General features: G+C 71.0%; 25 protein-coding genes. 10 read left to right on the top strand and 15 right to left on the bottom strand.

Translation table 11 applies throughout. The features are described 5' to 3' along the window. Both MHY49_RS15175 and MHY49_RS15170 read left to right on the top strand, forming a co-directional pair. Positions 1–434 (top strand): pirin-like C-terminal cupin domain-containing protein (locus tag MHY49_RS15175; RefSeq protein WP_304502683.1); only part of this gene is annotated, 434 nt, incomplete at its 5' end. Continuing rightward, on the top strand, positions 431–859 hold the full coding sequence (locus tag MHY49_RS15170) for a GNAT family N-acetyltransferase (RefSeq protein WP_239205498.1): 429 nt from the start codon (positions 431–433) through the stop codon (positions 857–859). The genes MHY49_RS15175 and MHY49_RS15170, both read left to right, overlap by 4 nt. Before the next feature lie 13 nt (positions 860–872). Here the strand turns inward: MHY49_RS15170 and dld are convergent, their stop codons facing one another. After that, the gene (dld, locus tag MHY49_RS15165) at positions 873–2,615 is read right to left on the bottom strand and encodes a D-lactate dehydrogenase (RefSeq protein ID WP_239205496.1); all 1,743 of its coding nucleotides are present in this window, start codon (positions 2,613–2,615) and stop codon (positions 873–875) included. Positions 2,616–2,778: 163 nt separating this feature from the next. Next, on the bottom strand, positions 2,779–3,150 hold the full coding sequence (locus MHY49_RS15160) for an MmcQ/YjbR family DNA-binding protein (protein WP_239205494.1): 372 nt from the start codon (positions 3,148–3,150) through the stop codon (positions 2,779–2,781). A 214-nt stretch (positions 3,151–3,364) separates the two neighbouring features. Here MHY49_RS15160 and MHY49_RS15155 point away from each other — a divergent pair, with 214 nt between their 5' ends. Continuing rightward, entirely contained in the window at positions 3,365–3,676 is a 312-nt protein-coding gene (locus MHY49_RS15155; protein WP_200503816.1) for a putative quinol monooxygenase, read from the top strand. 325 nt (positions 3,677–4,001) lie between these two features. Beyond that, positions 4,002–4,886: an alpha/beta hydrolase-fold protein gene (locus tag MHY49_RS15150; RefSeq protein WP_239205492.1), complete on the top strand. Its 885-nt coding sequence runs from the start codon at positions 4,002–4,004 to the stop codon at positions 4,884–4,886. Positions 4,887–5,056: 170 nt separating this feature from the next. Here MHY49_RS15150 and MHY49_RS15145 read toward each other — a convergent pair whose 3' ends face one another. Then, entirely contained in the window at positions 5,057–6,238 is a 1,182-nt protein-coding gene (locus tag MHY49_RS15145) for a sorbosone dehydrogenase family protein (RefSeq protein ID WP_239205490.1), read from the bottom strand. Positions 6,239–6,254: 16 nt separating this feature from the next. Continuing rightward, positions 6,255–6,839, bottom strand: coding sequence for an NUDIX domain-containing protein (locus tag MHY49_RS15140; RefSeq protein WP_239205488.1), 585 nt, complete (start codon positions 6,837–6,839; stop codon positions 6,255–6,257). A gap of 154 nt (positions 6,840–6,993) precedes the next feature. On the opposite strand from MHY49_RS15140, the gene MHY49_RS15135 reads away from it, so the two are divergent. Then, positions 6,994–7,425, top strand: coding sequence for an acyl-CoA thioesterase (locus MHY49_RS15135; protein WP_228356830.1), 432 nt, complete (start codon positions 6,994–6,996; stop codon positions 7,423–7,425). 52 nt (positions 7,426–7,477) lie between these two features. Beyond that, positions 7,478–8,491, top strand: coding sequence for an HD domain-containing protein (locus MHY49_RS15130; RefSeq protein WP_239205486.1), 1,014 nt, complete (start codon positions 7,478–7,480; stop codon positions 8,489–8,491). Positions 8,492–8,661: 170 nt separating this feature from the next. On the opposite strand, the gene MHY49_RS15125 is transcribed toward MHY49_RS15130, so the two are convergent. From MHY49_RS15125 to MHY49_RS15100, 6 genes are all read right to left on the bottom strand, one after another. Further along, complete coding sequence (locus MHY49_RS15125) at positions 8,662–9,672, bottom strand: Gfo/Idh/MocA family protein (RefSeq protein WP_239205484.1); 1,011 nt, start codon at positions 9,670–9,672, stop codon at positions 8,662–8,664. 103 nt (positions 9,673–9,775) lie between these two features. Further along, positions 9,776–10,753: a Gfo/Idh/MocA family protein gene (locus tag MHY49_RS15120; protein ID WP_239205482.1), complete on the bottom strand. Its 978-nt coding sequence runs from the start codon at positions 10,751–10,753 to the stop codon at positions 9,776–9,778. A 106-nt stretch (positions 10,754–10,859) separates the two neighbouring features. Then, positions 10,860–12,245 (bottom strand): extracellular solute-binding protein, encoded by a 1,386-nt coding sequence (locus MHY49_RS15115; protein WP_239205480.1) that lies wholly within the window; start codon positions 12,243–12,245, stop codon positions 10,860–10,862. A 138-nt stretch (positions 12,246–12,383) separates the two neighbouring features. Further along, positions 12,384–13,760 (bottom strand): extracellular solute-binding protein, encoded by a 1,377-nt coding sequence (locus MHY49_RS15110; RefSeq protein ID WP_239205478.1) that lies wholly within the window; start codon positions 13,758–13,760, stop codon positions 12,384–12,386. Then, complete coding sequence (locus MHY49_RS15105) at positions 13,757–14,677, bottom strand: carbohydrate ABC transporter permease (protein WP_239205476.1); 921 nt, start codon at positions 14,675–14,677, stop codon at positions 13,757–13,759. The genes MHY49_RS15110 and MHY49_RS15105 overlap by 4 nt, the downstream gene beginning before the upstream one ends. Next, positions 14,677–15,672: a carbohydrate ABC transporter permease gene (locus MHY49_RS15100; RefSeq protein WP_239205474.1), complete on the bottom strand. Its 996-nt coding sequence runs from the start codon at positions 15,670–15,672 to the stop codon at positions 14,677–14,679. Before MHY49_RS15100 ends, MHY49_RS15105 begins: the two co-directional genes overlap by 1 nt. A 304-nt stretch (positions 15,673–15,976) precedes the next feature. Between MHY49_RS15100 and MHY49_RS15095 the strand changes: the two genes are divergently transcribed. After that, complete coding sequence (locus MHY49_RS15095) at positions 15,977–17,197, top strand: ROK family transcriptional regulator (RefSeq protein ID WP_239205472.1); 1,221 nt, start codon at positions 15,977–15,979, stop codon at positions 17,195–17,197. Between the two features lie 56 nt (positions 17,198–17,253). Here MHY49_RS15095 and fdhA read toward each other — a convergent pair whose 3' ends face one another. Then, positions 17,254–18,480, bottom strand: a complete 1,227-nt coding sequence (gene fdhA, locus MHY49_RS15090; protein WP_228356821.1) for a formaldehyde dehydrogenase, glutathione-independent — start codon at positions 18,478–18,480, stop codon at positions 17,254–17,256. 318 nt (positions 18,481–18,798) lie between these two features. On the opposite strand from fdhA, the gene MHY49_RS15085 reads away from it, so the two are divergent. Next, on the top strand, positions 18,799–19,737 hold the full coding sequence (locus tag MHY49_RS15085) for a DMT family transporter (protein WP_239205470.1): 939 nt from the start codon (positions 18,799–18,801) through the stop codon (positions 19,735–19,737). A gap of 28 nt (positions 19,738–19,765) precedes the next feature. On the opposite strand, the gene MHY49_RS15080 is transcribed toward MHY49_RS15085, so the two are convergent. The 3 genes from MHY49_RS15080 to MHY49_RS15070 all read right to left on the bottom strand — a co-directional run bounded on the left by MHY49_RS15080 (position 19,766) and on the right by MHY49_RS15070 (position 23,226). Next, the gene (locus MHY49_RS15080; RefSeq protein ID WP_239205468.1) at positions 19,766–21,064 is read right to left on the bottom strand and encodes an MFS transporter; all 1,299 of its coding nucleotides are present in this window, start codon (positions 21,062–21,064) and stop codon (positions 19,766–19,768) included. Positions 21,065–21,172: 108 nt separating this feature from the next. Beyond that, a complete protein-coding gene (locus tag MHY49_RS15075) occupies positions 21,173–21,868 on the bottom strand; it encodes a DJ-1/PfpI family protein (protein ID WP_239205466.1) in 696 nt (231 codons plus the stop codon). A gap of 137 nt (positions 21,869–22,005) precedes the next feature. Beyond that, entirely contained in the window at positions 22,006–23,226 is a 1,221-nt protein-coding gene (locus MHY49_RS15070; protein ID WP_239205464.1) for an MFS transporter, read from the bottom strand. 151 nt (positions 23,227–23,377) lie between these two features. Between MHY49_RS15070 and MHY49_RS15065 the strand changes: the two genes are divergently transcribed. Beyond that, positions 23,378–24,358: a GlxA family transcriptional regulator gene (locus tag MHY49_RS15065; RefSeq protein WP_239205462.1), complete on the top strand. Its 981-nt coding sequence runs from the start codon at positions 23,378–23,380 to the stop codon at positions 24,356–24,358. Here the strand turns inward: MHY49_RS15065 and MHY49_RS15060 are convergent. Next, positions 24,348–25,337 carry a LysR family transcriptional regulator gene (locus MHY49_RS15060; RefSeq protein ID WP_239205460.1) on the bottom strand — a complete coding sequence of 330 codons (990 nt, stop codon included), beginning with the start codon at positions 25,335–25,337 and terminating at the stop codon, positions 24,348–24,350. The two genes, MHY49_RS15065 and MHY49_RS15060, sit on opposite strands and share 11 nt — an antisense overlap. A gap of 224 nt (positions 25,338–25,561) precedes the next feature. Between MHY49_RS15060 and MHY49_RS15055 the strand changes: the two genes are divergently transcribed. Further along, positions 25,562–26,398 carry an aldo/keto reductase gene (locus MHY49_RS15055; RefSeq protein ID WP_239205458.1) on the top strand — a complete coding sequence of 279 codons (837 nt, stop codon included), beginning with the start codon at positions 25,562–25,564 and terminating at the stop codon, positions 26,396–26,398. The last annotated feature ends 132 nt before the right edge of the window (positions 26,399–26,530 follow it).

The raw sequence follows: 26,530 nt of genomic DNA, 5'->3' as shown, positions 1-26,530 counted from the left end.
GGGGGGCGCGGGGGGTGGATCGGGACAGGGCGGGGGCGGGCGGCGACGCCGCCGTCGACCTCGCCGCCGATCACCTCGCGCATGTCCCCGACGGCGCCGATGCCCTGACCATCGAGGCCGGTCCCGAGCCGGCGCGCCTGATCCTCATCGGCGGCCCGCCCTTCGCCGAGGAGATCGTCATGTGGTGGAACTTCGTGGGCCGCACCCACGAGGAGATCGCCGCGTTCCGCTCCCAGTGGCAGCACGAGATCGGACGGGGGGACGGGGATGCGGCAGGCCCGACTGCGACCCCGTCGGACGACGACCGCCGCTTCGGACCGTTCCCCGAGGGCACGCCCGCCGCCCTGCCGGCGCCGACGCTCCCGCACGCACGCATCAGGCCGCGCCGTCGGCCGCACACATCCGCAGATCCGCATGAAGGAGACCCCCGATGAGCGAGAACCCGACCCCCGAGAACCCCGGGACCCCCGAGGCACCCGAGACGCCTGGGGCACCTGAGGCACCCGAGGCGGAGGCCGACGGCACGCCCGATCGCGCCTTCATCCGCGACAACCCCGAGAAGCGCCGGTTCGACGTCTTCGTCGGCGAGCACCACGCCGGATTCTCGAAGTACCGCGACGTCGACGGCGCCGACTCCCCGCAGCGCATCTTCTTCCACACCGTCGTCTTCGACGAGTACGAGGGCCGGGGGCTCGCCTCGACCCTCACCCGCACGGCCCTCGAGCAGACGGTGCGCGAGGGGCGGCGGATCGTGCCCGTGTGCCCGTACGTGGCGCGCTGGGTCGAGCACCACGAGGAGGCGGCACCGCACGTCGACGCGGTGCGGCCCGAGCACCTGGCCGCGATCGAGCAGGGGTGAGCGACGCGGGCCATCAGCCCTGGGCGGGGGCCGGCTCCCAGTCCCTGTGCGCCGTGGTCTCGCCGACGCCCGCGTTGAACATGTTGCGCGGGTCCATCTCTCGGAAGTGCTCGACCATCGGCTCGGGCGCGGGGTAGATGCGCCCGTAGTTGTGCTCGGCGGGGACGGCGGCGCCTCGGTCCTCGAGCAGCGTCCTCATGCGCTTCTTGAGGGCGACGGGGTCCACGCCCGCCTTCGCCACATGGTCCTGGTGCATCACGTGGCAGAAGAAGTGCCCGAAGTAGACGCTCTCCAGCAGCTGGTCGGCGATCTCCGCGGGGAGCACCTCGAGCCAGTCCTCGTCGTCCCGGCGCAGCGCGACGTCGAAGGTGACCATGGCCGACGCCTCCTCGCGGTGCATCGTGAAGTATCGGCCTGCGGCGCTGGCCACGCCGAAACGGATGAGGGTGGCGCTCTGGGCCTCGTCGGCGTCGCACTCGAAGAACTCGCCCTCGTGGTCGGGCGCGGCGAAGAAGTCGGCGAGCAGGCGCTGCGTGGTCTCGCGCTCGCTGCCGCTGACGACGAGCAGCAGGTGATGCTCGAAGCGGTCACGGAAGTCGAGCAGGCGCTTCGGGAGCTTCTCGGGGATCAGGCCGAAGAGCTTCTGGGAGATCTCGTCGGCGACCGAGGGCCCGAAGCCGGGGAGCTTCTCGAAGACTCCGTTCGCCCAGCTCTTGAGGGCGAACATGCGCACCAGGGTGCGGCTTCCGGCGTGCTTCAGGGAGACGTAGGTGTCCTTGCCGTACTCGGCGGCGAGGTCGAAGGCGTGGGAGCTCATGTACTCCCCCGAGATCGGCAGCGGACCGTCGGAGGCGAGGAACGCGCGGCGCAGCGCCTCCAGATCGGAGGGGCGGTCGGTGCCGATGTAGAAGGTCGCCTTGTCCTTCTCGAGCGGGAACGTGCGGGTGCGCACCGCGAACACCATGAGCTTGCCGGCGCAGCCCGAGGCCTCGAACAGGAACTTCGGGTTCGCGTTGTACCGGGCGGGGGTGTCGACGATCTCGCGGACGTGGTCGGCGTAGTCGGTACCGGTCGAGTCATCCGGCGGAGGGGTCACGTCGGCCGGATCCCAGTCGCCGCGCTGGACCTTGTCGAGGATGTGCGTGGGATCGGTGCCGAGATCGATGCCCAGGTGGTTGACCAGGTGGATCGTGCCGTCCTCGTCGACCCGGGCGAACAGCGCGTGCTCGGTGAACGCGGGGCCCTTGCGGATCTGGCTGCCTCCGGAGTTGTTCGCGATCCCGCCGACGACGGACGCGCCGATCGAGCTCGACCCGATCACCGAGTGCGGCTCGCGTCCGTGCTCGGCGAGGGTCTCCTCGAGCTCGAAGAGAGTGGCGCCGGCCAGGCAGATCGCCTCGCGGGCGTCGTTGATGAGATGGATCTGGTCGATCCGCAGCGTCGAGATGATGACGATGTCGCGGTCGTAATCCTGGTCCCCTGGGCCGGAGCCGCCGGTCAGGCCGGTGTTGGCCGCCTGGGTGATGACGATGAGGTCGTGGTCGACGCACACCTGGAGGGCGCGCCACATGTCCACGAGGGAGCCCGGTCGCAGCACGGCCAGGACGTCGCCGGAGCCGAAGCGGTCGCCGGTGGCGTAGGGGGCGGTCGCGCGCTTCGAGGTGAGCACGTGCGAGGACCCCATGATCTGGGCGAAGGCGTCGAGGGCCTGCGCGGATCCGGCGCTCGTGGATCCCTGGTTCCGCCGTGTGCTCATGTCCGGATGCTCCATCGCTGTCGGGGATGATGTGCGGCCGCGGGGCCATCGGCCAGCGTAACCATCCAACGACGGGCCGCCGGGAATGGCGAGGGCGGTTCTCGGACCGCGAGAGGCGGGAGGGGCGCGAGAGGCGGGAGGGGCGCGCGAGGCTGGGGCCAATTCACTCCCCCGGGTGCAGGGACTGCGGGGCGCGCGTGTCCCAGGCGTCCTCGAGCAGTTCGCGGAGGTCCTCGTCCTCGACGGTCTCCAGGCGGACCAGCACGCTCGGGTGGTCGCGGTAGTGGTCGGTGGTGAAGAAGCGGTCGGGGCGGGCGGCGATGAGCGCCTCGCGCTCGCCGACGTCATGGCACCAGGCAACGAGGATCTCGGCGTCGGGGACGACGAGCCGGTCCACGATCTCGGCGCGGCGCGGGCCGCGGACGGTCGCGAACACCTTCCCGGCCACGCGGAAGGCCGGGGAGCCGTAGGAGGTCGACTCCTCGACCTGGGGCAGGGCGGTCGCGAGGCGGCGGACGTCGTCCAGGGTGCTCATCGTGGTCTCCTCCGACGCAGCGCGGGCCGGGTGCTCGGCGGCCTGCAGGACCGGGCGGCTCTGCTCGGTGCGATCTGGCGCGAGAGGTCCGCCCAGTGGTTGTCCCAGCATCGCACGGTCCACATCCTGGGGTGCGCTCGATGCCGCTGAGCTGGATTGATACGTTCGGGCCACCGGCGGGAGGCCGCCGGACCGACGCGAAGGAGCTGTCCCGATGACCGTCATCGTCACCGCCGTGTTCTACCCCCAGGCCGGGAAGAAGCAGGAGCTCGTGCAGGCCATGCAGCGCGGCATCGCCGCCGTCCACGAGGAGCCCGGCTGCGAGCTCTACTCGATCCACGACGCCGAGGACGGCACCATCACCATGATCGAGAAGTGGACGACCGTCCAGGACCTCGACACCCATGGCGCGGGCGAGGCCGTCGGCATCCTCAACGGGGACATCGCCGAGCTCATCGAGAAGCCCACCCTGGTCACCCGCATGACTCCGCTGCCCTCCGGCACCGAGGCGCAGGGCGCGATCTGACGGATCGGACCGGGCCGGACCTGCGGGCGAAGCGAGCCTGAGATCTGGCCTTCCGTCCTCCCGACCACTTCGACCGCACGGTCTCGACAGACCCCGTGCACCACGCGTAGTCATAGGTCGGGTCGCGTGCTCTATTCGTCGTGACCCGACGTATGACTACGCGAAGTGCACGCCCCCGCTGGAGACCGAGCTTCCGGCCGGTGCGCACGAACGCTGGTTCCGCCCTTCACACCGGCGAGAGCACATGGTCAGGACGCCCGGCTTGAGACTCGACCGCCCGGGAAATGCGTTGCCGGCTCGTGCCCTGCGCCCTAGCGTCAGCCGCGTGAGCACGATCGTCCCGTTCCGCGCCCTGCCCCTCGATCTCGAGGATGTCGTCTACGCGCACGGGCCCGATTCCGCGCGCGCCCCGGGCGTGTCCCCCGGCACGACCGAGGAGATCGCGCTCGAGGACAGCACACTGTTCCCCGGCACTCACCGACGGATCTGGATCCACACGCCCCCGGGCATCGCCCCCGGTGACCCCACCGGTGTGGTCGTCTTCCAGGACGGCGGCTGGTACCTCGACCCCGAGGGCGAGGTGCGCGGCGGCATCGTCCTGGACAACCTGACCGCCTCCGGTGCCATCCCGCCGACCATCGGCGTCTTCGTCGAGCCCGGCACACGGCACACCAGCGCAAACCCCGGCTCGGAGCAGGGTGCGGAGCCTGCGCCCAGGCAGCGCAACCTCGAGTACGACGCGGCCGACGACACCTACGCCCGCTTCCTCCTCGAGGAGGTGCTCCCCCAGGTGAGGACGCGCAGGACGATCCTCGACGACCCTCGTCGCACGATCCTGTGCGGCGGCAGCAGCGGCGGCGACTGCTCCTTCACGGCCGCCTGGCACAGGCCCGACGCGTTCGGCGGCGCGATCTGCTGCCTCTCGAGCTTCGCGCAGATGCCGGAGGGCAACCCCTATCCGGCACTGATCGCGTCGACTCCCCCGCGACCACTGCGCTTCTTCCTGCAGATCGGCCAGCGGGACCTGAACCACGATCAGCCGCACATGAACTGGCTCGCCGAGAACCTGCGCACCGCGGCATCCCTCGCGGAGGCCGGCTACGACCTGCGGATCGAGCTCGGCGACGGCGGGCACAGCCCGAACCACGGCGGGGTGGTGCTCCCCGATGCGCTGCGCTGGATGCTCCGGGGCCCCGTGCACCACGCGTAGTCATAGGTCGGGTCGCGTGCTCTATTCGTCGTGACCCGACGTATGACTAGGCGAAGTGCACGCCCCCGCTGGAGACCGAGCTTCCGGCCAGGAGCGTCCCGACTCATCCCGAGCCGCGCCCTTGCGCGTCGGCCCCCCCACCCTCGGCCACTCCGCGAGAGCCCGGCGCCTCACCCCGTCCGCACCCGCAGCAGGCGGTCGTCCCCGTCGGAGGGCGAGCCGCGCCCGTCGGTGTTGTTCGTGAGCACCCACAGGGAGCCGTCGGGGGCGATGACGGCGTCGCGCAGCCGACCGTGGGCACCGACCAGTCGCGGCGTCGAGGTCGAGAGGTCGTTCAGGGGGACGTCGATGAGGCGCTCGCCGCGCAGGGCGGCGATGTGGATCGTGCCGTGCGAGATCGCGATGCCGCTCGGGCTGGCGTCCGAGGGGTGCCACTGCTGCTGGGGGTCGACGAGGCCGTCCTCGTGGGCGATGCCCTCGGCCGTGGGCCACCCGAAGTTCTTCCCGGCCTCGATGACGTTGAGCTCGTCCCAGGTGTCCTGACCGAACTCGCTCGCGTACATCGTGCCGTCCTCGTCCCAGGCGATGCCCTGCGGGTTGCGATGCCCGAAACTGAACACGGGCGAGGCCGGGAAGGGGTTGTCCCTGGGCACGGACCCGTCGGGCTCGAGCCGCAGGATCTTCCCGGCGAGCGCGTCCACGCCCTGCGCGGCGTCCCTGTCCCCGGCGTCGCCGGCCGTCGCGTAGAGCTTCCCGTCCGGCCCGAAGGCGAGGCGCCCACCGTTGTGGTTCGCGGCCGACGGGATCCCGTCGAACAGGGTCGTCGCCTCGCCGAGTCCCAGCGAACCGGGTGCGCCCGTGATCTCGAAGCGCTGGATCCGGTTGCCGTCCGCGGAGGTGGAGTGCGCGAACAGCGCTCCGTCGCGCACGGCGATGCCCAGCAGTCCGGCTTCGCCCTGCGGGGCGACGCCGGGGATCGTCGCGACGGTGCGCAGGGACCCGTCCGGTGCCCGTTCGAGGATGCGGGCGCTGTCGCGCTCGCTGATCAGCGGAGTCTGCCCGTGGAACGCGATGGACCAGGGCGCCTCGAGGCCCTCGGCGAGGACCTCGACGTCCTCGGCGCTGCGCGACGAGGGTCCGCCCTCGTCCGATGGCGATCCGACTCCGGCCGACGAAGATCCGCTGCTGTCGGTCGCACGGTCCTCGGACTCGCTCCCCTGCGGTGACGTCCCGGTATCGGTGCAGGCGACGAGCCCTCCGAACGCGAAGAGCGAGAACGCTGCCGCAGTCCGGCGGGTCGGGCGCGGTGCGCCGTCGTCGCTCTCTCGGTATGGATGGCCGGTGATGCGCATGCCGCCTCCTCGCGGTTCAGCGTCCTCCAGCGATCATCCCCGTGATCCAGCGCGGATGCACCCCTCCACCAAGCTGCTCGAGCGCAGCGCGCGGGCTCAGCCACACGGGCTCGTAGGTGCCGTGGACCTCGGCGTCACGATCCGTCTCGGGCCATCCCAGGCGCAGAGGGAGCCGGTGGCGGGCGCGGCCGAGGAAGATCCACTGCTCACCCTCGACGACGACCTTGCTGGTCACGAGCTCCACGTCGGCGCCTCGCAGTCCTGTCTCCTCGGTGAGCTCGCGCAGTGCGCCGCCCAGCGGATCGGCGTCGCCCGGTTCGAGGCCGCCGCCGGGGAGCACGGCGTAGGGCTCGCGGCCGGGTCGAGTGCGCAGGACCATCACGATCGCCGAGTCGTCGGGCGAGAGGACGAGCATCCGCGCCCGCGCAGGAGCCGGGGCCGAGGCCGGGGGCTCGGCCCCGCGCCGGATCGCGACGTCGACGTCCCAGCACAGGCGCCCGGCCCCGTGTCTCCCATCCCCACCGGCTTCGCGACCTTCGCTGTCTTCGCGGTCCTCGCGGCCTTCGCCGTCCTCGCCGACTTCGCGGTCCTCACTGACCATGCGCTCGATCCTGCCATCCTGCGTCCCGCCGTGCCGCCTGCCCCGGCACCGGCTGCGCCGTCCAGCGCCGTCCAGCGCCGTCCAGCGCCGCCCAGTACAGGCTGCGCCACACAGGCTTCATGAGGGCGTGCGGCGATCTCTACGATGTCCAGACATGGAGACTTCCCCGTCCGAGCCGGTCATGTCCTTCCGCACCCGCAAGTGGGTGCGCCCCGAGGACCTCAACGCCAACGCCACTCTCTTCGGCGGCAGCCTGCTGCGCTGGATCGACGAGGAGGCGGCCGTCTACGCGATCATCCAGCTGGGCCACCAGCGCGTGGTCACGAAATATATGTCGGAGATCGTGTTCGTCTCCTCGGCCCGCGAGGGCGACATCGTCGAGATCGGCCTGGTCGCGACCAAATTCGGGCGCACCTCCCTGACGATGCGCGCCGAGGCCCGGAACCTGTTCACCCAGCAGAGCATCCTCACGATCGACGAGCTCGTGTTCGTCAACGTCGACGAGGACGGGCGGCCCGCGCCGCACGGCTACACGGAGATCACCTACGACCGCGATCGAGTGCCTCGGGGCGATCTGCAGCGGTGAGCCGGTCCGCTGCGCAAGACTGACGAGCCGGAGCCGTCGGCCGATGGCGACGATGACGGAAGGACACGACGTGCGCGGGATCGACGCCGACACCCTGGGGCTGGACGGACGCTGGTTCGATCCCGTCTGGCGCCTCGAGGTCGAGCTGACCCCGCTGGAGCTCGAGCTGCTGGACACCTGGTGGGTGCGGCGCCTGGCCTTCGTCGCCCACGCCGGCATCGCCTCGTTCACCACCACCCAAAGCTATTCGCGCATCGAGCACTCCCTGGGGGTCCTCGCGCTCACGGCGCACTTCGCGCCGGATGATCGCGCGGCTCGTGCGACGGCACTCCTGCACGACATCGGGCATCTGCCCTTCAGCCACACCCTCGAGGGACTCGGTGGGCTCGACCATCACACGATCGGCCGCGAGCGGGTCGCCGAGCTCGATCCGGTGCTGCGGCGGCACGGCGTGGAGGCCGAGGAGATCATCGCGATCGACGAGGGCGAGCGCCCCTCTCCCCTGACCAACGCCTACGGCGCCCTCAAGCTCGACCACCTCGACTCGTTCCTGCGCAGCGGCCAGGTGCACGGACGCACCACCACATCCCCACGCGAGATGCTCGGGCGGATGCGCCTGATCGACGGCGCCGTGGACACCGACGAGCAGACGGCCGACGAGCTCGTGGACCTCATCGTCGCGGAGGCCCGCCACCAGCGCGCGCCCTCCAACGTCGTCCCCATCGCCGTGCTGAAGCACCTGGTCACCACCGCTCTCGACGCGGGAGCGTCATTCGACACGGCGGACCTGGCCCAGATGACCGACGGCGAGCTGTGGGCCGCGCTCCTCGCCGACCCCGTCACGCGTGAGGTGACGAGGGAGCTGCGGGCGCACCCGCGTCGATGGCGGATGGACACCCTGCCAACGGATGCGCCCTCCGACGGGTCGGACACGGGCGCACTGGACGTGCACATCCGCCGTGGCTATCTCGCGCTGCCCACGGTCGACGGGGCGATGATCACCGACCCGCGGATCACCGCCCTCGACGACGCGTTGCCCTTGCACCTTCGTGTCGTGCGCGCCTGACGAGCTCCGGGGCGTCGTGCGGGTGTGAGCGGCCGCTGATCCAGCGGATCCAGCGGATCCCCCATCGGTCACGGGACGCAGAGGGAGGCCGGGTGACGCACGCTGTGCGACGCCCGACCTCCCTCTGATCCGCCGTGGAGCGGCGGGTGCCTGTTCTCAGCCCGAGGGGCTCAGGCGCTCATGACCTCCGCGGCGGCGCCGGTGCGGGCGCTCTCGTAGGCGGCGAGGATGATGCCGAGCACGGCGATGCCCTCCTCCTCGGTGTTGAGCGGACGCTTGCCGGTCTCCAGGCAGGTCACGAAGTCGGCGATCTCCGCGGCGAAGGTGTCGATGGGCTCGGCCGCGAACACCTGCTCCTCGTCCTCCGCACGCAGCTTCACGCGCAGGGTCGAGCCGTCGGAGCTCAGCGAGCCCTTCTCGCCGACCACGGAGAAGCGGTCGGTGCCGGGCGCCGCCTGGTAGGCCCAGGAGGTGACGAGCTGGCCCACGCTGCCGTTGTCGAAGCGCACCAGGACCTGTGCCGAGTCCTCGCCCTCCATGAACTTCAGGCGGTGGGTCGACATCATCGAGAAGACCTGCTTCGGACGACCGCCCGAGAGGTGCATGAGCAGGTAGGTCGGGTGGTAGCCCGTGTCGATGTACTCGCCGCCGCCGCTGGTGGCGGTGTGGGCGCGCCACCCCATGTTCTCCGGGTCGAAGTCGTTGAAGAACGAGTCGGTGGTGCGCACCTCGTAGACATCGCCCAGGGCACCGGAGTCGATGACCTCCTTGGCCTTGGCGACGGCCGGCATGAACAGCTGGTTGTGCGCGCACATGAGGGTGACGCCGGCGGCGTCGACGGCCGCGCGGACCTCGGCGGCCTCCTCGGCGGTGAGGCACAGGGGCTTCTCGCACAGGATGTGCTTGCCGGCGCCCGCCGCCGCGACGATCGCGGGCTTGTGCAGGTGGTGCGGCAGGCAGATGTCGACGGCGTCGACGTCGGGGTCCTGCACGAGCTCGGTGAAGTCCGAGTAGCCCTTGGCTCCGATCTCCTCGGTGCGCAGCGCGAGGGTCTCGGGGTTCGCGTCGGCGATCGCGACCACGCGCGCGCGGTCGGGGATCGTGGAGTAGCCCTTGAGGTGGGCGTTGGCGATGCCGCCGCCGCCGATGAGGCCGATGCGGACGGGAAGGGTGACGGTCATGGGTGGTGCTCCTTCGTGAGCGGATGTCAGGGATATGTCAGGGGTGGGGTGGGGCGGGTCCTGCAGCGGGTGCAGGGTTCGGCGGACCGTGCCTGCTGCCCGGTCAGATCCCGGCGTCGGCGTTCGCGGCGACGACCAGGGCGGTGAGGGCGCGGGCCCGGGCGAGGTTCTCGAGCGTCGGCTCGCCGGTGCGGATCGCCTGGACCCACTGCCAGAACGGCGCGTCGATGTCGCTGGGGACCTCGACCTCGGTGGTGCCCTCACGGGTGGTCAGCAGCATCGTCTCGCCGCCGAAGCCGTAGAGCAGCGAGCCCTCGGTGCCGTGGACCTCGATGGTGAAGCCGCTGGCAGGGGTCACGAAGCCGGTCTCGATGACGCCGATGGCGCCGTCGGGCGTGGTGATCGTGACCGAGGCGTTGTCCTCGACGCCGCGCCCGGTGATGTCCGTATAGCTCGAGCGGACGCTCGAGGCGTCCTCCCCCAGGATCAGCTGGGTGAGGTAGACGGGGTGGGCGGCGAGGTCGGAGAACGCGCCGCCGATGGCCTCGGCCGGGTCGTAGAAGCGTGCGGGCAGCCAGTCGCGGGTCGAGCCGTCGTGCGCGAGCCGCACGCGCGCGTAGGTGATGCGGCCCAGGGTGCCGTCCTCGAGGATCTTCCGCAGGGCCACGGTGGAGCCGTGGGAGAGCCGGGGCAGGGACACGGTGAGCGCCACGCCCGCCTCGCCGGCCGCGTCGATGAGGGCGTCGCAGCCCTCCACGCTCGGCGAGAGCAGCTTCTCGGTGAACACGTGCTTGCCCGCGGCGATGACCTTGCCGAGGATCTCGTCGTGCACGGTGGTGGCGGTGGTGTTGGTGACGCCGTCGAGGTCCTCGCGGGCCAGCAGGGCGTCCAGGTCGGCCTCGAAGGGCACACCCAGGCGCTCAGCGAGCTCCTGGCCGCGCGCGGTGTCGTCGTCCCAGACGGCGACGAGCTCCGTGTCCGGGTGCTCGATCGCCGCCCGACCGTACTCCTCGGCGTGCACGTGCCAGGCGGAGAGCACGGCGATGCGCAGGGGCGCTGCCGCGGTGGAGGGGGAGGTCATGGAGAAGATTCCTGCTTCCGTCTCGTGGGGTTGGTGCTTTCCTGACCGGCCGACGGGGCCGGGGGTCTGTGGTCCGGTTCGAAGAGAGCGGCCGACGGGCCGGTGTTCACTTCTCTCCATCGGGGATCTGCTGGGGCTTCCCATAGGTGTCGGGCATCTTGTAATCGGGGAAGAGGTCCATCTTCGGGACGACCATCGCCTGGTTCTCGTCGACGGCCTGCTGAGGGGTCTTGGAGCCGATGGCGACTGACGTCTTCGCGCGGTCGAGCGTGTCGGACGCGGCGGAGCCGACCGGGATCGGCGGCCGCGAGGTGGAGTTCGGCAGCATCTGGCGGAACAGCTCGGCGTCGGGGTCGTACTTCTTCTCGGTGATCGCCCGCAGGTGCGTGGGCAGACTGCCGAGCTTCGGGACGACGATCGACTGTCCCGCGAAGCCCGTGAAGTGCTTCATGAACTCCCAGGTGGTGCGGGACATGTTCGATCCCTTGGGCAGGACCAGCGAGAAGCCGCCGGACCACGTGTACGTGGGGTCGCCGTCCTTCGCGACCGGCAGCCAGGTCCATTTCAGGGGCAGCTTCGGGGCGTACTTCTTGTTCCCGGAGATCTGCCATGGCCCTCCCGTGGTGATCGCCAGGTGCTCGCCGAAGACAGCATTCTGGGTGGGCGGCGCGTTGGGCGGCTGATAGGTCGCGAAGAAGGCGTCGACCCGGGAGTAGGGGAACTCCTCGGCCCAGTCCGCATAGAGGTCGAACACGGACTTCCACTGCTGGGAGTCGAGCACCACCTGACCGGTCTCGTTGTCGTAGACCTGCGCGTCCAGGCCGAACGCCCAGGTGTAGGGCATGCCCTGGTCGGCCCAGGGCGCGAATCCGAGGCGGTCGTAGTTCCCGCGGGAGTCCTGGTGGGTGATCTTCCGCGCGGCATCCCGCAGCTCGTCCCAGGTGAGGACGTGCTGCTCGGGGTCGAACATGTCGAGGTCGACTCCCGAATCCTTCAGCACGTTCTCGTTGAAGAGCAGGCCGCGGGCGTCCGTCGATGTGGGCAGCCCGTAGAGCTTCCCGTCGTAGGTCAGCTCGTCGATGGCGAACTGGATCCACTGGGACTTGAACTCCTCCGGGGAGACGTCCTCGAACTTCTCGATGAGGGTGTCCACGGGCTCGAGCAGACCGATGGAGGCGTTCTGCACCGCGTTGAAGCGGTCCATCCACCACACGTCCGGCGCGGTCCCGCCCCTCACCGCGGTGATGATCTGACTCATGTCGGCCGCACCGCTGGAAGGCACCTGGTCGATGCTGACCTGTGCTCCCGCGCCCGCGTCGGTGGCCAGGAAGGCATCGCGCGCCGCTTCGTCCTTGTCCTTGTCCGCGGCGCCCATCCCCCAGTAGCGGACGGTGCGCGGGCCGGTCGGTCCGCTGCCCGCGCACGACGTCGCGCCCAGCCCTGCCGCGAGGACTGCGCCGGCACCGGTGAGGAGCTGTCGTCGGTCGAGCATCGGGCCTCCCTTCCGAAGGTGGTGCGAGTCCGAAGGCGGGGTGCATCCGTGACCGGGCGGGGCCGGGCATCGGCATGGCAGGGGAAAGAAGCGGGGCGCATCCCGGGCTGCGCTCGTCGGCCCGGGATGCGGCCCCGGTCAGCTGCCGGGGACGGGGCTGGGTTTGCCGTAGGTCTCGGGCATCTTGTAGTCGGGGAAGAGCTCCATCTTGGGCGCGATCATCTGCTGGTTGGACTCCACGGCCTGCTTCGGGGTCGAGGAGCCCAGGGCGACCGAGCTCTTGGTGCGCGTGAGCGTGTCCCACATGGCCGACCCCACCGGCAGCGGCGGGCGCGAGGTGGAGTTCGGGAGCATCGTGCGGAACAGCTCTGCCTTGGCGTTGTACTTCTTCTCCTGGATGGCCTTGATGCTCGTGGGCAGGTTCCCGAACTGGGGGACGACGATGCTCTGCCCCTCGAAGCCCGCATAGAACTTCATGAACTCCCAGAGGGTCTTCGTGATGTTGGCGCCCTTGGGGATGACCAGGCACTGCCCGCCCGACCAGGTGTAGGTGGGGTCCCCTTCCTTCGCGACCGGCAGATAGGTGAAGTCCAGGGGAAGATCGGGGGCGTACTTCTCGTTGCCGCTGATCTGCCAGGGCCCCGAGGTGTCCACGCCCAGGCGGCCGCTGAACATCGCCGTCTGCGTGGGCGGCGCGTTCGGCGGCTGGTAGGTCGCGAAGAAGGCGTCGACCGAGGCGTAGGGATACTGCTCGGCCCAGTCCGCATAGAGCTGGTACACCGACTCCCACTGCGGGGAATCGAGGGTGACGGTGGCGGTCTCGTTGTCGTAGGCCTGGGCGTCGAGCCCGAAGCCCCACGTGTATGGCCATCCCTCGGAGAGCCAGGGAGCGAAGCCGAAGCGCTTGTAGTTGCCGCGCTTGTCGATGTCCACGATCTTCTCGCAGGCCTCGCCGAGCTCGTCCCACGTGATGACGTGCTTCTTCCAGTCGAACAGATCGAGGTCGACCCCCGCATCCTTGAGGACGTCCTTGTTGTACAGGAGTCCGCGGGCGTCGGTCGTGGCCGGCAGCCCGTACAGCTGGTCGTCGTAGGTCAGCTCGTCGATGGCGAACTGGATCCACTGGGACTTGAACTCCTCGGGCGAGACGTCCTCGTACTTCTCGATGAGGCCGTCGATGGGCTCGAGCAGGCCGATCGAGGCGTTCTGCACCGCGTTGAATCGGTCCATCCACCACACGTCGGGAGCTGTCCCGCCGCGCACCGCGGTGATGATCTGGCTCATGTCCGCGACGCCGCTCGACGGCACCTGGTCGACGTAGATCTCCGCGTTCTTGCCCGCGTCGGTCTTCTTGAAGGCGTCGATGACCTGGTTGTCCTTGTCGACGTCGGCCGCACCGAGGCCCCAGTAGCTGACCACGTTCGGTCCCGCGGCAGGTGCCGAGGCGCAGGCGCCCAGTCCGACGGCGGCACCGGCGGCCGTGGCTCCGGCCAGGAAGGATCGTCTGGAGATCACTTGAAGCCTCCGATCGTGATGCCGCGGATGAAGTACCGCTGGAAGATGAAGAACAGGAGCAGCAGAGGCAGGATCACCAGGAAGCTGGCGGCCATCAGCTGGTTGAAGGAGACGTCCTGCGCGTTGACGGAGCGGAACGTCTGCAGACCGATCGAGAGCGTCTGGACCTTCTGGTCCTGCAGGTAGATCAGCGGACCCATGAAGTCGTTCCACGAGCCGACTGCCGAGAAGATCGCGACGGTGGTCAGCGCCGGCATCGCGGTGGGGAACGCGATCCTCCACAGGATCGTCCATTCGCTCGCGCCGTCCACCCGGGCGGCATCGAGCATGGGCTGAGGGATCTGTTTGAGGAACTGTCTCAGCAGGAACACGTAGAACGCACTGCCGAACATGGCCGGCAATATCAACGGGAACAGCGTGTTCACCAGCCCCAGTCGGGCCCACATGTCGAACATCGGGATCAGGGTGACGGGGAACGGCAGGAACAGCGTCGCGATGACGACGTAGAAGAGCTTGTCGCGGCCCGGCCAGTCGATGCACGCGAACCCGTACGCGATGATGAAGTTCGAGATCACCGACAGCAGCACCACCGAGATGGTGATGATCGCGGAGTTCGCGAAGAACTGCAGGAACGGCATCGCGGTGACGGCCTTGACGAAGTTCCCGAACTCGACGTTGTGCGGGAACAGCGTGGGCGGGAACTTCGCGAGCTCCTGGTCGGACTTGAGCGCGGAGACGATCATCCAGTAGAGCGGCATCAGGAACAGGATGCTGAGGATGATCATCACGATGCGCGCGATGAGCGTCGAGTGCCAGGAGCGCTTGGTGCCGTCGGCACGGCGGTTGTACTGCTCGGCGTTGGCCTTCTTGCGCCCGGGGACGATGTTCTCCGGGGGTGTCTGGATCATGGTGCTCATCAGCCGGCCTCCACGTCGTAGTTCACGAACCGGCGCGAGAGCCAGTAGACGAGCAGGGCCAGGGCCAGCCCCACGAGGAACAGGATCACCGCGAGTGCGGATGCGTATCCGAGCTCGGCGAAGCCGAAGGCGTTCTTGTAGAGGTACATCATGTAGAACAGCGCGCCCGCGTCGGGATCGCCCGTGCCGTTGGTGACGATGAATGCCTCGGTGAACACCTGCAGGGATCCCGAGATGCCGGTGATCAGGTTGAACAGCAGAACCGGGGAGAGCAGCGGGAACGTGATCGAGAAGAACTGGCGCAGGGGGCTGGCGCCGTCCACTCGGGCCGCCTCGTAGATCGTCTTCGGGATGTTGCGCAGACCGGCGAGGAAGATGAGGGCCGCGTTGCCCGCACCCAGCTGTGCCATCAGGATGATCGCGATCTTCACCCCGGTGGGATCACCCAGGAGGTTGACGTTCGCGCCCCCGAAGATCTTGAGGACCTGGTTGAACACGCCGAACTGGGGATTCAGGAACACGATGAAGATGAAGGACATCGCGAACGCCGGGATCAGCGAGGGCGCGTAGAAGATCGTCCTGTACCAGGCGACCTCGCGCACGTTCTGGTTCATCGCGATCGCGAGCGCCAGAGCGATGATCAGTCCCAGCGGAACGGCGATGATCGCATAGAAGATCGTGTTCGACGCCGCCTTGCCGACCATCGGGTCGGTGAAGGCCGTGACGTAGTTCTGAACGCCCACCCACGTGGGCGCCTCCATCCCCGAGTACCGCGTGAAGCTCAGAGCGATCGAGTACGCGACCGGGTAGATGATGAAGATGACGACCCCGATGATCCAGGGGGAGATGAACAGCAGGCCGGTGCGCAGCTTTCGACGCTGGCCCGCATTCATGCCGCGCTTGCGGCGTGCGGGAGGGGCGGGCGCCGCACTGCCCAAGGCGCCTGAGGCGCTCGCGGGGCCGGCCGGTGGGCCGACGGTGTCGGTGACACTCATCGTGGTTCCTTCCTCGGTCTCGGCGGGCCGTCTCCGGCGCGTCGGGGGCTCTGCTCACGTGGGAGTCGGAGCGGGAACGATGGGATGGGGAATCTGGTCGGGAAGCGGGCCGGACGGCGATGTCGTGAGGCCCGGGGGTCGGCCCCGCTGGCTGCGGAGACCGGGGTTCGTCGGCGGGGATCGAGCACCGTGTCGATGCGGTCCATTCCGCATCGCGAGCTATCCCGCGCCTCTCGGTGACGTACATTACTCACACTGTTGGACTAAAGGCAACGGGGCTCGCCCCGCGGTGGAAGGAGCACTCGTGCGCGGATCATCCATGCCGGACATCGGCGCCAAGAACGAGCTCGTCGTGCTCGATGCGATCCGCAGTGCACCCGAGGGCAGCTCGCAGTCCGAGGTGGTGCGCCGCAGCGGCCTCTCCCGGCAGGCGGTCAGCCTCATCACCCGTCGGCTCATGGAGCGCGGTCTCGTCGAGACCGACGGCACGCTCTCCGCGGGCCGCGGGAAGCCGCGCACCGTGCTGCGCGTCGTGCCGTCGTCGCTGCTCGCGGCCGGCGTGCATCTGGATCCCACGGGGATCACCCTGGTCATCGTCGATCTGGGGGCGAACGTCGTCGCGGAGAAGGCTCTCGGGCCCCCGGGCCCCGACCCCGATGCGGGGGTGGCGCGGATCGCAGAGGGCCTCGAGGAGCTGCTCGCGACGATGTACGAGGACGGCTGGCGCACGCCCGGCGGCCAGAGCGCGCGCGAGGCACTGCTGGGCGTCGGCGTCGCGGCCCCCGGCGGGCTGGACTGGCGGCGCGGTGTGCTCGTGGACCCGCCCTGGATGCCGGACTGGTGGGACACCCCGCTCGTGGAGATGCTCTCGCGGGCCACGGGGCGCACGGTCCTCCTGGACAAGGACACGAACGCGGCGCTCGCGGCGGAGATCTGGGCGAGCGAGCGTCTGAGCGAGCAGACGCTGCTGTACGTCTACGTGAGCGCGGGCGTCGGCTCGGCGGTCTCGAGCGCGGGCCGCGTCCAGCGCGGGTCGACCACGCAGGCCGGGGAGATCGGGCATCTGCCGACGGGGCTGGAGGGCCCCGTGTGCGGCTGCGGCCGGCGCGCCTGCCTCTCGATCTTCACGGACGTGCACGCGATGCTGCGCCGGGTCGATGCCGCGCAGGACGAGCTCTCCTCCGCGTCCCTCGAGGCCGACGGCGAGCGCCTGGAGGCCCTGCTCGCGGCGGCGACGTCGGGCGACCGGCTGGCCGCGCGGATCGCGCAGGAGCACGGCACCGCGCTCGGCGAGGCGCTGCGCACCCTGATCGGGATCCATGACCCGCACCGCGTGATCATCGGCGGTCCATACTGGCGCGCGCTCGAGCCGTTCGCCATGTCGCAGGTGCTCGAGCGCGCGCTGCTGGGCAGCGGCGGGCGCCGCGGCGTCACCATCAGCTCCTCCGCCTTCGGCGACGACGTGGGCGCGATCGGCGCGGCCACCCTCTACCTGGGCAGGGAGCTCTCCCCCACCGTGCGCTGACCGGGCCCGAGCCCCAGGGCCCGGACCCGGACCCGGACCCGGACCCGATCAGCGGATCAGCTCGCCGTCGCGAGTCCCGTCGTCCCGTGGGGGTCGATGACGAACTTCTTCGCGGCTCCCTTGTCGAACTCGGCGTAGCCGCGCGGGGCGTCGTCGAGCGAGATCACGGTGGCGTTCACGGCGTCGGCGATGTGCACGCGGTCGTGCAGGATCGCCTCCATGAGCTGGCGGTGGTAGCGCATGACGGGGCACTGCCCGGTCATGAACCCGAGCGCCTTCGCCCAGCCCAGGCCGAGGCGCAGGGAGAGCGACCCCTCCTTGGCCGCCTCGTCCACGCCGCCGGGGTCGCCGGTGACGTAGAGCCCGGGGATGCCGAGGGCGCCGCCGGCCTTGGTGACATCCATGAGCGTGTTGAGCACGGTCGCGGGCGCCTCCTTCGCGTCGTGCCCGTGGCCCTTGGCCTCGAAGCCCACGGCGTCGACGCCGCAGTCGACCTCCTCGCGGCCGAGGATGCTGGCGATCTGCTCGCGGGGGTCCTGCTCGGCGACGTTGATCGTCTCGCAGCCGAAGGCGCGGGCCGCCGCCAGGCGGTCCTCCTGCATGTCGGCGACGATGACGACGGCCGCCCCGAGGAGCTGCGCGCCGACGGCGGCGGCCAGGCCCACCGGCCCCGCGCCCGCGATGTACACCGAGCTGCCGGGTCCGACGCCCGCGGTGACGGCTCCGTGGTAACCGGTCGGGAAGATGTCCGAGAGCATGGTCAGGTCCAGGATCTTCTCGAGGGCCTGGTCCCTGTCGGGGAACTTCAGCAGGTTCCAGTCGGCGTAGGGCACGAGCACGTACTCGGCCTGCCCTCCGACCCAGCCGCCCATGTCGACGTACCCGTAGGCGCTGCCGGGGCGGTCGGGGTTCACGTTCAGGCAGATCTCGGTGCGCCCGATCTTGCAGTTCACGCACCTCCCGCAGGAGATGTTGAACGGCACCGAGACCAGATCGCCGGTCTTGATGAACTCGACGCCGGGGCCCACGTCGATCACCTCGCCGGTGATCTCGTGCCCCAGCACCAGCCCCTCGGGGGCGGTGGTGCGGCCGCGGACCATGTGCTGGTCCGAGCCGCAGATGTTGGTGGTGACGACCTTCAGGATCGCCCCGTGGGGCAGCTTCCGGCCGATGTTCGCGGGGTTCACCCCCGGCCCGTCCTTGAGCTCGTAGTCGGGGTAGTCGATGTCGACGACCTCGACCTTCCCGGCTCCCTTGTACGCGACTGCCCGATTGCTGGACATGGTGGCCTCCTCGCCTCCCCGCAGGCGCGTCCGACGTCGTTGTCCCGCGCCCTGTCTCATGGTGGGCACGCCTATCGAGCGGGGTCAAGAGGCGGCAGGTTCCCGTCGGCCCCGGCCCTGCGCCGAGCCCTGCAGCGGGCCCTGCGCCGAGCCCTGCGCCGAGCCCTCCAGCGGGCCCTGCGCATCGGTGTCCGGATCCCGCTGGCGCCGCCTCCGCCGCTGCCGGATCATGGGCCCATGCCCGATCCCTCGGCCGCGCATCCCCCCCCCGGGCCCTCTCCGGCGCCTTCCCCGGCAGTGTCCTCCGCGCCTCCCTCGATGCCTTCCCAGGCGCCGTCCTCGGTCCCGCCCCGTGCGTCGCATCCCGCCCTGCCGTGGCTCGCGGCCCTGCTGGTGATGATCATGTGGGCGTCCTCGTTCGTCGTGATCCGGGCCGGCGGCGCGGACTTCTCCCCCGGTGCGATGTCCCTGCTGCGCACCGGATCCGCCGCCGTGGTGCTGCTCCCGCTCGCCCTCATCGGTCGCGTGCGCATGCCGCGGAGCCCGCGGCTGTGGCTGGGCGTGATCGGGTGGGGCGTCGCCTGGTTCGCCGCGTACACGATCGTGCTGAACGCGGCCGAGCTCCTCATCGACGCGGCGACGGCCGCGATGCTGGTAAACGTCGCGCCGCTCATCGTCGCCGTGGCCTCGGGACTGCTGCTGGGCGAGGGCCTGCCCGTGCATCTGGTGGCGGGGATCCTGGTCGCCTTCGGGGGCATCGCCCTGATCACGGTGGCCACCTCGAGCGGCCGGGTCTCCGGCGCCGGTCTGCTGCTGGGGCTGCTGGCCGCCCTGCTGTACGCCGGAAGCGTGCTGGCGCAGAAGACGCTGCTCCCGCAGGTCGACTCGACCTCGATGACGGTGGTGGGCATCGTCGCCGGGTTCCTCGCCTGCCTCCCGTTCGCACCGGCGCTGATCGGGGAGCTCGCGGAGGCGTCGGCCGCCTCGATCGTCACGGTGGTCTACATGGGCGTCTTCCCCACCGCGTGCGCGTTCCTGCTGTGGGGGTACGCGCTGACCAGCACCCCGGCCGGGGTGCTCAGCTCCTCCTCGCTCATCGTCCCGGGGATCACGGTGGCGATGGCCTGGATCGTGCTCGGCGAGACCCCGCCGCCACTGGCGGCGCTCGGCGGTCTGCTCTGCCTGGTCGGCGCCGGCTCCGCCGTGGCGCCGAGCGTCCTCGCCGCCCTCCGTCGGCCCTCCGGGCCCGCGACCTGATCAGGGGCTCGGCGGATCGGGTGCGGCGCTAGGCCACGACCTCGCCGTCCTCGACGACCTCGGCGCCGCGCCCGCCCGTGGCCCACAGGTGCCACAGCCACAGCACGGTCCCGGCGCAGACGAACGCCAGCGCGGTCGCCGCGAGGGTGACCAGGGAGCCCGTCACCAGCGGTGCCACGACCCCCGCGAGCAGCGCGTTCAGCACGAGCGAGGAGAAGGTGCCCAGCGAGGCGGCGGCGCCGCGGGCGTGCGGGAAGAGGTCCATGATCTCGAGCTGGATGGGCGCGAAGATCAGGGAGACGGTGAAGCCGATCAGCATCGGGCCGACGAGCACGGGGATCAGCGCGGGCGAGATCGTGCCGTCGGGCGCGGGGGCGAGCGCCACGAGCAGCAGGTTCAGGGCGGTCGCGCCGAGCGTCGCCAGGTAGCCGATGGTGATCATGCGCGTGCGCGGAAGGCGGTCGGCGAGTCGGCCGACGGCCTGGGCGCCGGTGAACATGCCGATGATCAGCGGCACGAACAGCACCCAGAAGTCCTGCTCGCCGAGCCCCAGCAGGCGCACCACGATGATCTGCGCCGACGCGATGAACAGGAACTGGGCGGCGAAGCCGAAGGCCGTGGCGAAGGCGATGCGGACCATGAGGGCCGAGGCGCCCACGTGCACGAGCGAGCCGAGCAGGGAGCCGATCCGCAGCGGTGAGCGCCGCTCGGGCGGGAGGGTCTCGGGCAGCAGGATCGTGAGCACGATCGCGAGCAGCCCGTAGATCCCGATCCCGCCGAACACCCAGCGCCAGTCCCCGAGCAGCAGGAGCCAGCCGCCGATCACCGGGGCGAGCGCGGGCGCGATCGAGAAGATGGCCATGACCTGCGCCATCAGTCGCTGCGCCTGAGCACCGGAATAGAGGTCGCGCACCATGACGCGGGAGATGATCGTCGCCGCGCCGGCGCTCATGCCCTGCATGACCCGCAGCAGCACGAGGCTGCCGAAGGAAGGGGCGAGCACGCAGGCGAACATCGCGAGCACGTAGATCGTGAGTCCGGCGAGCATGACGCGCCGGCGGCCCAGCGCGTCGGACAGCGGGCCGTGGAAGATCGACATCACCGCGAACGCCGCGAGGTAGGCGGAGACCAGCTGCTGCAGCGCGCCCTCGGACTCGCCGAACTCGGCGCCGATGCGGGTGAAGGCGGGGAAGACGGAGTCGATCGTGAACGGGCCGATCATCGTGATCGCCGCGATCGCGACGGTGATGAAGCCACGGGGCCGACGGGGTGGCTGCGCAGGGCGTTCGGGGATGGATGGGGGCTGCGCGGGATCGGCCGTGGTCACACGTTCACCCTAGCCCGGGGGCAGGTCATCGCCCCGAGCCGTCCGGGGCCGTCCCGGGCCGTCCCAGGCCGTCCCGGGCGACGGTCCGGGTGCGCCCGCTGCCTCGGATCAGGATGCGAGCCTCTCCGCCGCGCGCAGCACGAGGGGCTCGCGGCTGTGCCGGGCGCTGCGCATGACCGCCTCGACGTGCGCGGGGTCGGCGTCCGGCGCTGCGGGTGATCCGGCGTCGAACGGCGGCTGCGGGTCGTACTCCATGGCGAGCTGGACGCCCTGGGCGACGTCGGCCCCATAGATCTCCGCGGCGAGGGTCAGCGCGAAGTCGATCCCGCTGGTCACCCCTCCCCCGGTGAGCAGATCGCCGTCCCGCACCACGCGCTCGCGCACGGGGATCGCGCCCAGGTGGCGCAGCAGCGGGTGCACCGCCCAGTGGGTCGTGGCGCGTCGGCCCTGGAGGAGGCCGATCGCCCCGAGCACGAACGCGCCGGTGCACACGCTCGTCACGAAGCGCGCGCCCGCAGCCTGGTGCCGCACGAAGTCGAGCGCGACGGGGTCCTCGAGGGTGTCGAAGGCGCCCTGCCCGCCGGGGATCATGAGGACGTCGGCCTGCTCCGCCTCCTCGAAGGCGACGGTGGGGAGCAGGGAGAAGCCGGCGTCGGTGGGGACGGGCTCGTGCCGATGCCACGCGAGGTCCACGACGGCGCCCGGCAGGCCCGCGAAGACCTGCACGGGACCGGTGAGATCCAGCTGCGTGACCTGCGGGAACAGGAGGGTCGTGAAGCGGAGTGCGGGCGGTGTCGTTGCCATGGTGCGGTGCTTCCTCTCCCGGGGCGCCCGCCTCCTCGGCGGAGACGGCGCGGGCCGGACGTGGTGGTGCGGATGCGGCGGTGCGGATGCGGTGGTGCGGATACGGCGGGTGATCCGGATGGCCGGTGCCGGCGGACTCATCGGGGCGCGGGGACGGGCTGCTCCGCGGGCGGCCTGCGGTGCGGGGCGCGGCGTCCCGGGACGAGCCAGGCGCACAGGGCCAGGGCGGCGACGGCGACGGTCGCCACGGCGTAGACCACGCCGGCGGCGCCGAGCCCGATGAGGTCGCTGAGCAGTCCCGCGCAGAGGGCCGAGGCGCCGTAGGCGAGGTAGCCGACGATGTAGAAGGCCGCGAAGAACCCGCCGCGCTCGTGGGGCCGCACCTCGGGGAGCAGGAGGCGAAGGGTCGCGGAGAAGACCGCCCCGTAGCCCACGCCGGTGACGAGCGCCCCCGCGATCACCAGGGCCGCGCTGCCCGAGGCGAAGGAGGCGCACTCGGCCAGGACGCCGAGCATCACCGCGCCGTACCCGCAGGGCACGAGCGCGCGAGGCCCGATGCGCGGGGCGAGCACGAGCGTGCAGAGCGTGGCGACGAGCGGCTGCGTCGCGACGATCAGCGCCGAGGGCAGCCCGACCCCCAGATGCAGGACGCTGCTGGCGAGGGATCCTCCGAGGCCCAGGATCAGTCCCGCGGACATCCAGATCGCGACGAGCCCGGGCGCGAGCCGGAGGAAGCGACCGCGCACCGCCCCGGGGATGCGGATCCGCGGGACCAGCGATGCCGCGGCGCCGGGGCGGGGCGTGACGGTCTCCGGCGAGAACAGCAGGAGCACGGCGGAGGCGAGGACGACGGCGAGCGCGATGCCGAACAGGGCCGCGTTAGGGGCGGGCGCCGCGTCGATCGCGATCCCCGCCACCACCACGCCGATACCGAGTCCGCCGGCGGTGGTCAGGCTGACCGCCGTCTGCGCGAGCCGCCGGTGCCGGTCGGGCGCGAGCTCCACGATCGACGCGCTCAGCGCGGCGGTCGCGACGCCGATCGCCGCGCCCTGCACGGCCCGCGCGAGGACGAGGCCCCCGATGGTGTCCGCACGCAGGAAGAGGATCAGCGCCACCGCCGTGAGCAGCAGGGAGCCCACCGCCACCGGGCGGCGCCCGAGGTGGTCCGAGAGCGATCCGCAGGTCAGCAGCGCGACGAGGAGGGTCAGCGCATAGACGGCGAAGGCGCCCGTGAGCGCGCTGTCCGAGAACCCCCAGGCCCTCTGGTCGTAGCTCAGCAGGACGCTCGGCGCCCCCGCGGCGGCCATCGCCGCCAGGAAGGCGAGCACGGACACGCAGCAGGCGGCCCATCGGGACATCGACGGCACGGTGATCAGGGTCCTCTCGGTGCGCTTCTCGGGTTCTCGTCGGCGCCTGCGCTCTTCGTCGGCGGCCGACGGATCCCATCCTGCGAAGGCCGACGCCCGCGCCGACAGTGGCAGAGATGCCGCCCTGTGCAAGGATTACGCCATGAGTGCTCATGAGCCGTCGGACCTCCGGACCCGGCACGAGGTCGCCGTGCTCGTGATGCCCGGAGCGCTGCCCCTCGACGTCGGGATCCCGCTGCAGGTCTTCATCGACCGCCCGGGCGTCCCGTACGCGCTGAGCATCTGCGCGGAGCACCCCGGCGCGGTGCCGGCGGCCTCCGGACTCTCGTACCAGGTGGAGCAGGGGCTGGAAGCCCTCGCGAGCGCCGACACGATCGTCGTCCCGGGCTATTCGCCCCCGGATCGTCCGGTCCCCGCGCCCGTGCGCGAGGCACTGGTGGCGGCCCACGCGCGCGGGGCACGCCTGGTGTCGATCTGCTACGGCGCGTTCGCGCTGGCCGACGCCGGCCTGCTGAGCGGGCGGCGCGCGACGACCCACTGGGACGCGGCGGCGCAGCTCGCGAGGACCCACCCTGAGGTGGACGTGGACCCGAACGTGCTGTTCGTCGACGAGGGCAGCGTGCTCACCTCGGCCGGGGTCGCGGCCGGCCTCGATCTGTGCCTCTACATCGTGCGCAAGGACCTGGGGCCCCGGACGGCCAACGAGATCGCGCGGCGCCTGGTGGCCTCACCCCGCCGTGCCGGCGGCCAGGCGCAGTACCAGCCCACCGGCTGGATGCCCGTCGCGGGAGGAGAGGAGCTCGAGGAGGTGAGGACGTGGGCGCTCGCGCATCTCGGGAACGACCTCACCACCCAGCAGATGGCCGACCGCGCCCGGATGTCCCGTCGGACCTTCGAGCGCCGCTTCGTGGAGGAGACCGGGCGCCCTCCGCATCGCTGGATCCTGGGCGCCCGGGTGGACCTGGCGCGTCGCCTGCTCGAGGACAGCGACCTGCCGATCGATCAGATCGCCTCGCGCGCGGGCCTCGGCACGGGGGCGAACCTGCGGCTGCATTTCCGGCGCGCGCTGGGCACCTCGCCCGCCGAGTACCGCAGGACCTTCTCCGCGACCCTCACGCAGTGACCGGGACACCCCGCTCGAGGGCGGGGGCGATGTCGCGCGGCTCGTCCTCGCAAGGCGCGTCCATGCAGGTCTCGTCCGTGCGGGGCTCGTCCTCGCAGGTCGGCGTCTCCCCGAGGAGCTCGAGCAGGAGCGCCGACGGGGCGTCGGCCGCCGGGGCGAGCGGGCAGATGGCGCTCACGGACCAGCTGGGCTGGGCGGCGCCCGGGAGCTCGCGGGTCACCAGCGTGGCCGCCTGCGGCTTCCGCGCGACGTGCGCGGGGACGATCGCGACGCCGAGTCCGCGGGTCACGAGGTCCAGCAGGGTGTGCACGTCGTTGACGCTGCAGCGCACGCGGCGGTGCACGCCGTGGGTCGCCAGCAGGTCGTCGTTCATGGTGCGCACGCCCCAGGTCTCGGAGAAGTCGACGAAGTCGGCGCCGTCGAGCATCTCCCAGCGCAGGGTCGCGCGTCGGGCGAGGCGATGACCCGGCGGGACGACGAGCACGAGCGGCTCCCCGCCCAGGAACGTGTGGCGCAAGGCGCCGAGGTGCCGATCGGTCGCGACGAAGGCGACGTCGAGCTCGCCCTCGCGCACCGCCCCCACCAGCTCGTGGGAACCGGCCTGCGCGAACTCGGTGGCGATCCCCGGGTGGCGCTGGTGGAAGGTCGAGAGCAGGGCGGAGACGTCCACGAGGCCCAGACACTGCTCGGCGCCCACGCGCAGGGAGCCGCTGATCGCGGGGCCGACGCGCATCACGGCCTCGCGAGCGCGCGCGGCCTCCTCGAGGAGCGCCCGGGCGTGCGGGAGCAGCGCGAACCCGGCGGCGGTGGGCTCGACCCTCCGGGTGGTGCGGTCGAACAGGGCGGTGCCGAGCTCCTGCTCGAGGCCGCGGATCGCGCTGCTGAGCCCCGACTGCGAGATCCCCGCGAGCTCGGCCGCGCGGGTGAAGTGCCGCTCGTCGGCGAGCGCCACCACGTACTCCATCTGCCTCAGGTCCATCTCCGCCTCGCATCCCTCGTGTCCATCGCCGATGTGCCGGGGTCGGCCCGGCACATCCGCCGGCCCGGCCTGCCCGTCGGCCCGACCCGGCCATCGGCCCGACCCGGCCAGCGGCCCGACCCGGCCAGCGGCCCGGCCCATCCTCTCATCTACCAGCCCGCGCCATGAATGGCATCGCTGCGAGCTGTTGGACTTATATATCGAGGCTTCCTAGGCTCGAGCCCATGACTGTTCCCACGATCGAACTCAACTCCGGACACGCGATCCCTCAGCTCGGCTTCGGCGTCTTCAAGGTCCCGGCCGACGAGGCCGAGAAGGCCGTGACCAGCGCCCTCGAGGTCGGCTACCGCCACATCGACACCGCCGCCATCTACGGCAACGAGGAGGGCGTGGGCGCCGCGATCGCCAAGAGCGGCATCCCGCGCGACGAGCTGTTCGTGACCACCAAGCTGTGGAACGACCGCCAGGCCGGCGAGGAGCCGCACGCGGCGATCCGCGAGAGCCTCGAGAAGCTCGGGCTCGAGTACGTGGACCTCTACCTCACGCACTGGCCCACCCCCGAGAAGGACACCTACGTCAACGCCTGGCAGAAGCTGCTGGAGATCCGCGACCAGGGCCTCTCCCGCTCCGTCGGCGTCTCGAACCACCTGCCCGAGCACCTCGACCGCCTCGTGCAGGAGACCGGCGTCGTGCCGGCCGTCGACCAGATCGAGCTCCACCCGGCGCTCCAGCAGCGCGACGTGCTCGAGTGGGCCGGCAAGAACGGGATGCACATCGAGTCCTGGGGCCCGCTGGGCCAGGGCAAGTACCCGCTGTTCGAGGAGTCCTCCGTGGCCGATGCGGCCTCCGCGCACGGCGTCACCCCCGCGCAGGTCGTCATCCGCTGGCACCTGCAGCGCGGCTTCATCGTGTTCCCGAAGTCCACGCACCGCGAGCGCATGGAGCAGAACTTCGACGTGTTCGGCTTCGAGCTCACGGCCGACGAGGTCGCCGCGATCGACGCTCTCGACAAGGGCGACGGCTCGGGCCGCGTGGGCACCCACCCGCTCGAGTTCAACTGACGGCGAGCGGCGCGCGCCCGAGAGCACGCACCGCCTGACAGCGCGCGCCGCCTGCCAGCATGGGCCGGGGCTCCGTCCGACGGGCGGAGCCCCGGCCCCGCCCGTCGGACGGGGGACCGCCTGAGCTCCTCG

This window comes from Brachybacterium sp. ACRRE, assembly GCF_022346485.1.
In the GTDB taxonomy this organism is placed as follows: Bacteria; Actinomycetota; Actinomycetes; order Actinomycetales; family Dermabacteraceae; genus Brachybacterium; species Brachybacterium halotolerans.
This window is presented reverse-complemented; position numbering and strand designations above follow the sequence as displayed.

Bases quoted from the DNA above. Each gene is read 5' to 3' on its own strand.
- MHY49_RS15075 (WP_239205466.1), bottom strand. From the start codon at position 21,868: ATGGCAACGACACCGCCCGCACTCCGCTTCACGACCCTCCTGTTCCCG.
- MHY49_RS15100 (WP_239205474.1), bottom strand. From the start codon at position 15,672: ATGAGTGTCACCGACACCGTCGGCCCACCGGCCGGCCCCGCGAGCGCC.
- MHY49_RS15135 (WP_228356830.1), top strand. From the start codon at position 6,994: ATGGAGACTTCCCCGTCCGAGCCGGTCATGTCCTTCCGCACCCGCAAG.
- MHY49_RS15170 (WP_239205498.1), top strand. From the start codon at position 431: ATGAGCGAGAACCCGACCCCCGAGAACCCCGGGACCCCCGAGGCACCC.
- MHY49_RS15155 (WP_200503816.1), top strand. From the start codon at position 3,365: ATGACCGTCATCGTCACCGCCGTGTTCTACCCCCAGGCCGGGAAGAAG.
- MHY49_RS15060 (WP_239205460.1), bottom strand. From the start codon at position 25,337: ATGGACCTGAGGCAGATGGAGTACGTGGTGGCGCTCGCCGACGAGCGG.
- MHY49_RS15105 (WP_239205476.1), bottom strand. From the start codon at position 14,677: ATGAGCACCATGATCCAGACACCCCCGGAGAACATCGTCCCCGGGCGC.
- MHY49_RS15145 (WP_239205490.1), bottom strand. From the start codon at position 6,238: ATGCGCATCACCGGCCATCCATACCGAGAGAGCGACGACGGCGCACCG.
- MHY49_RS15065 (WP_239205462.1), top strand. From the start codon at position 23,378: ATGAGTGCTCATGAGCCGTCGGACCTCCGGACCCGGCACGAGGTCGCC.
- MHY49_RS15125 (WP_239205484.1), bottom strand. From the start codon at position 9,672: ATGACCGTCACCCTTCCCGTCCGCATCGGCCTCATCGGCGGCGGCGGC.
- MHY49_RS15140 (WP_239205488.1), bottom strand. From the start codon at position 6,839: ATGGTCAGTGAGGACCGCGAAGTCGGCGAGGACGGCGAAGGCCGCGAG.
- MHY49_RS15085 (WP_239205470.1), top strand. From the start codon at position 18,799: ATGCCTTCCCAGGCGCCGTCCTCGGTCCCGCCCCGTGCGTCGCATCCC.
- MHY49_RS15070 (WP_239205464.1), bottom strand. From the start codon at position 23,226: ATGTCCCGATGGGCCGCCTGCTGCGTGTCCGTGCTCGCCTTCCTGGCG.
- MHY49_RS15115 (WP_239205480.1), bottom strand. From the start codon at position 12,245: ATGCTCGACCGACGACAGCTCCTCACCGGTGCCGGCGCAGTCCTCGCG.
- MHY49_RS15160 (WP_239205494.1), bottom strand. From the start codon at position 3,150: ATGAGCACCCTGGACGACGTCCGCCGCCTCGCGACCGCCCTGCCCCAG.
- MHY49_RS15120 (WP_239205482.1), bottom strand. From the start codon at position 10,753: ATGACCTCCCCCTCCACCGCGGCAGCGCCCCTGCGCATCGCCGTGCTC.
- fdhA (WP_228356821.1), bottom strand. From the start codon at position 18,480: ATGTCCAGCAATCGGGCAGTCGCGTACAAGGGAGCCGGGAAGGTCGAG.
- dld (WP_239205496.1), bottom strand. From the start codon at position 2,615: ATGAGCACACGGCGGAACCAGGGATCCACGAGCGCCGGATCCGCGCAG.
- MHY49_RS15055 (WP_239205458.1), top strand. From the start codon at position 25,562: ATGACTGTTCCCACGATCGAACTCAACTCCGGACACGCGATCCCTCAG.
- MHY49_RS15130 (WP_239205486.1), top strand. From the start codon at position 7,478: ATGACGGAAGGACACGACGTGCGCGGGATCGACGCCGACACCCTGGGG.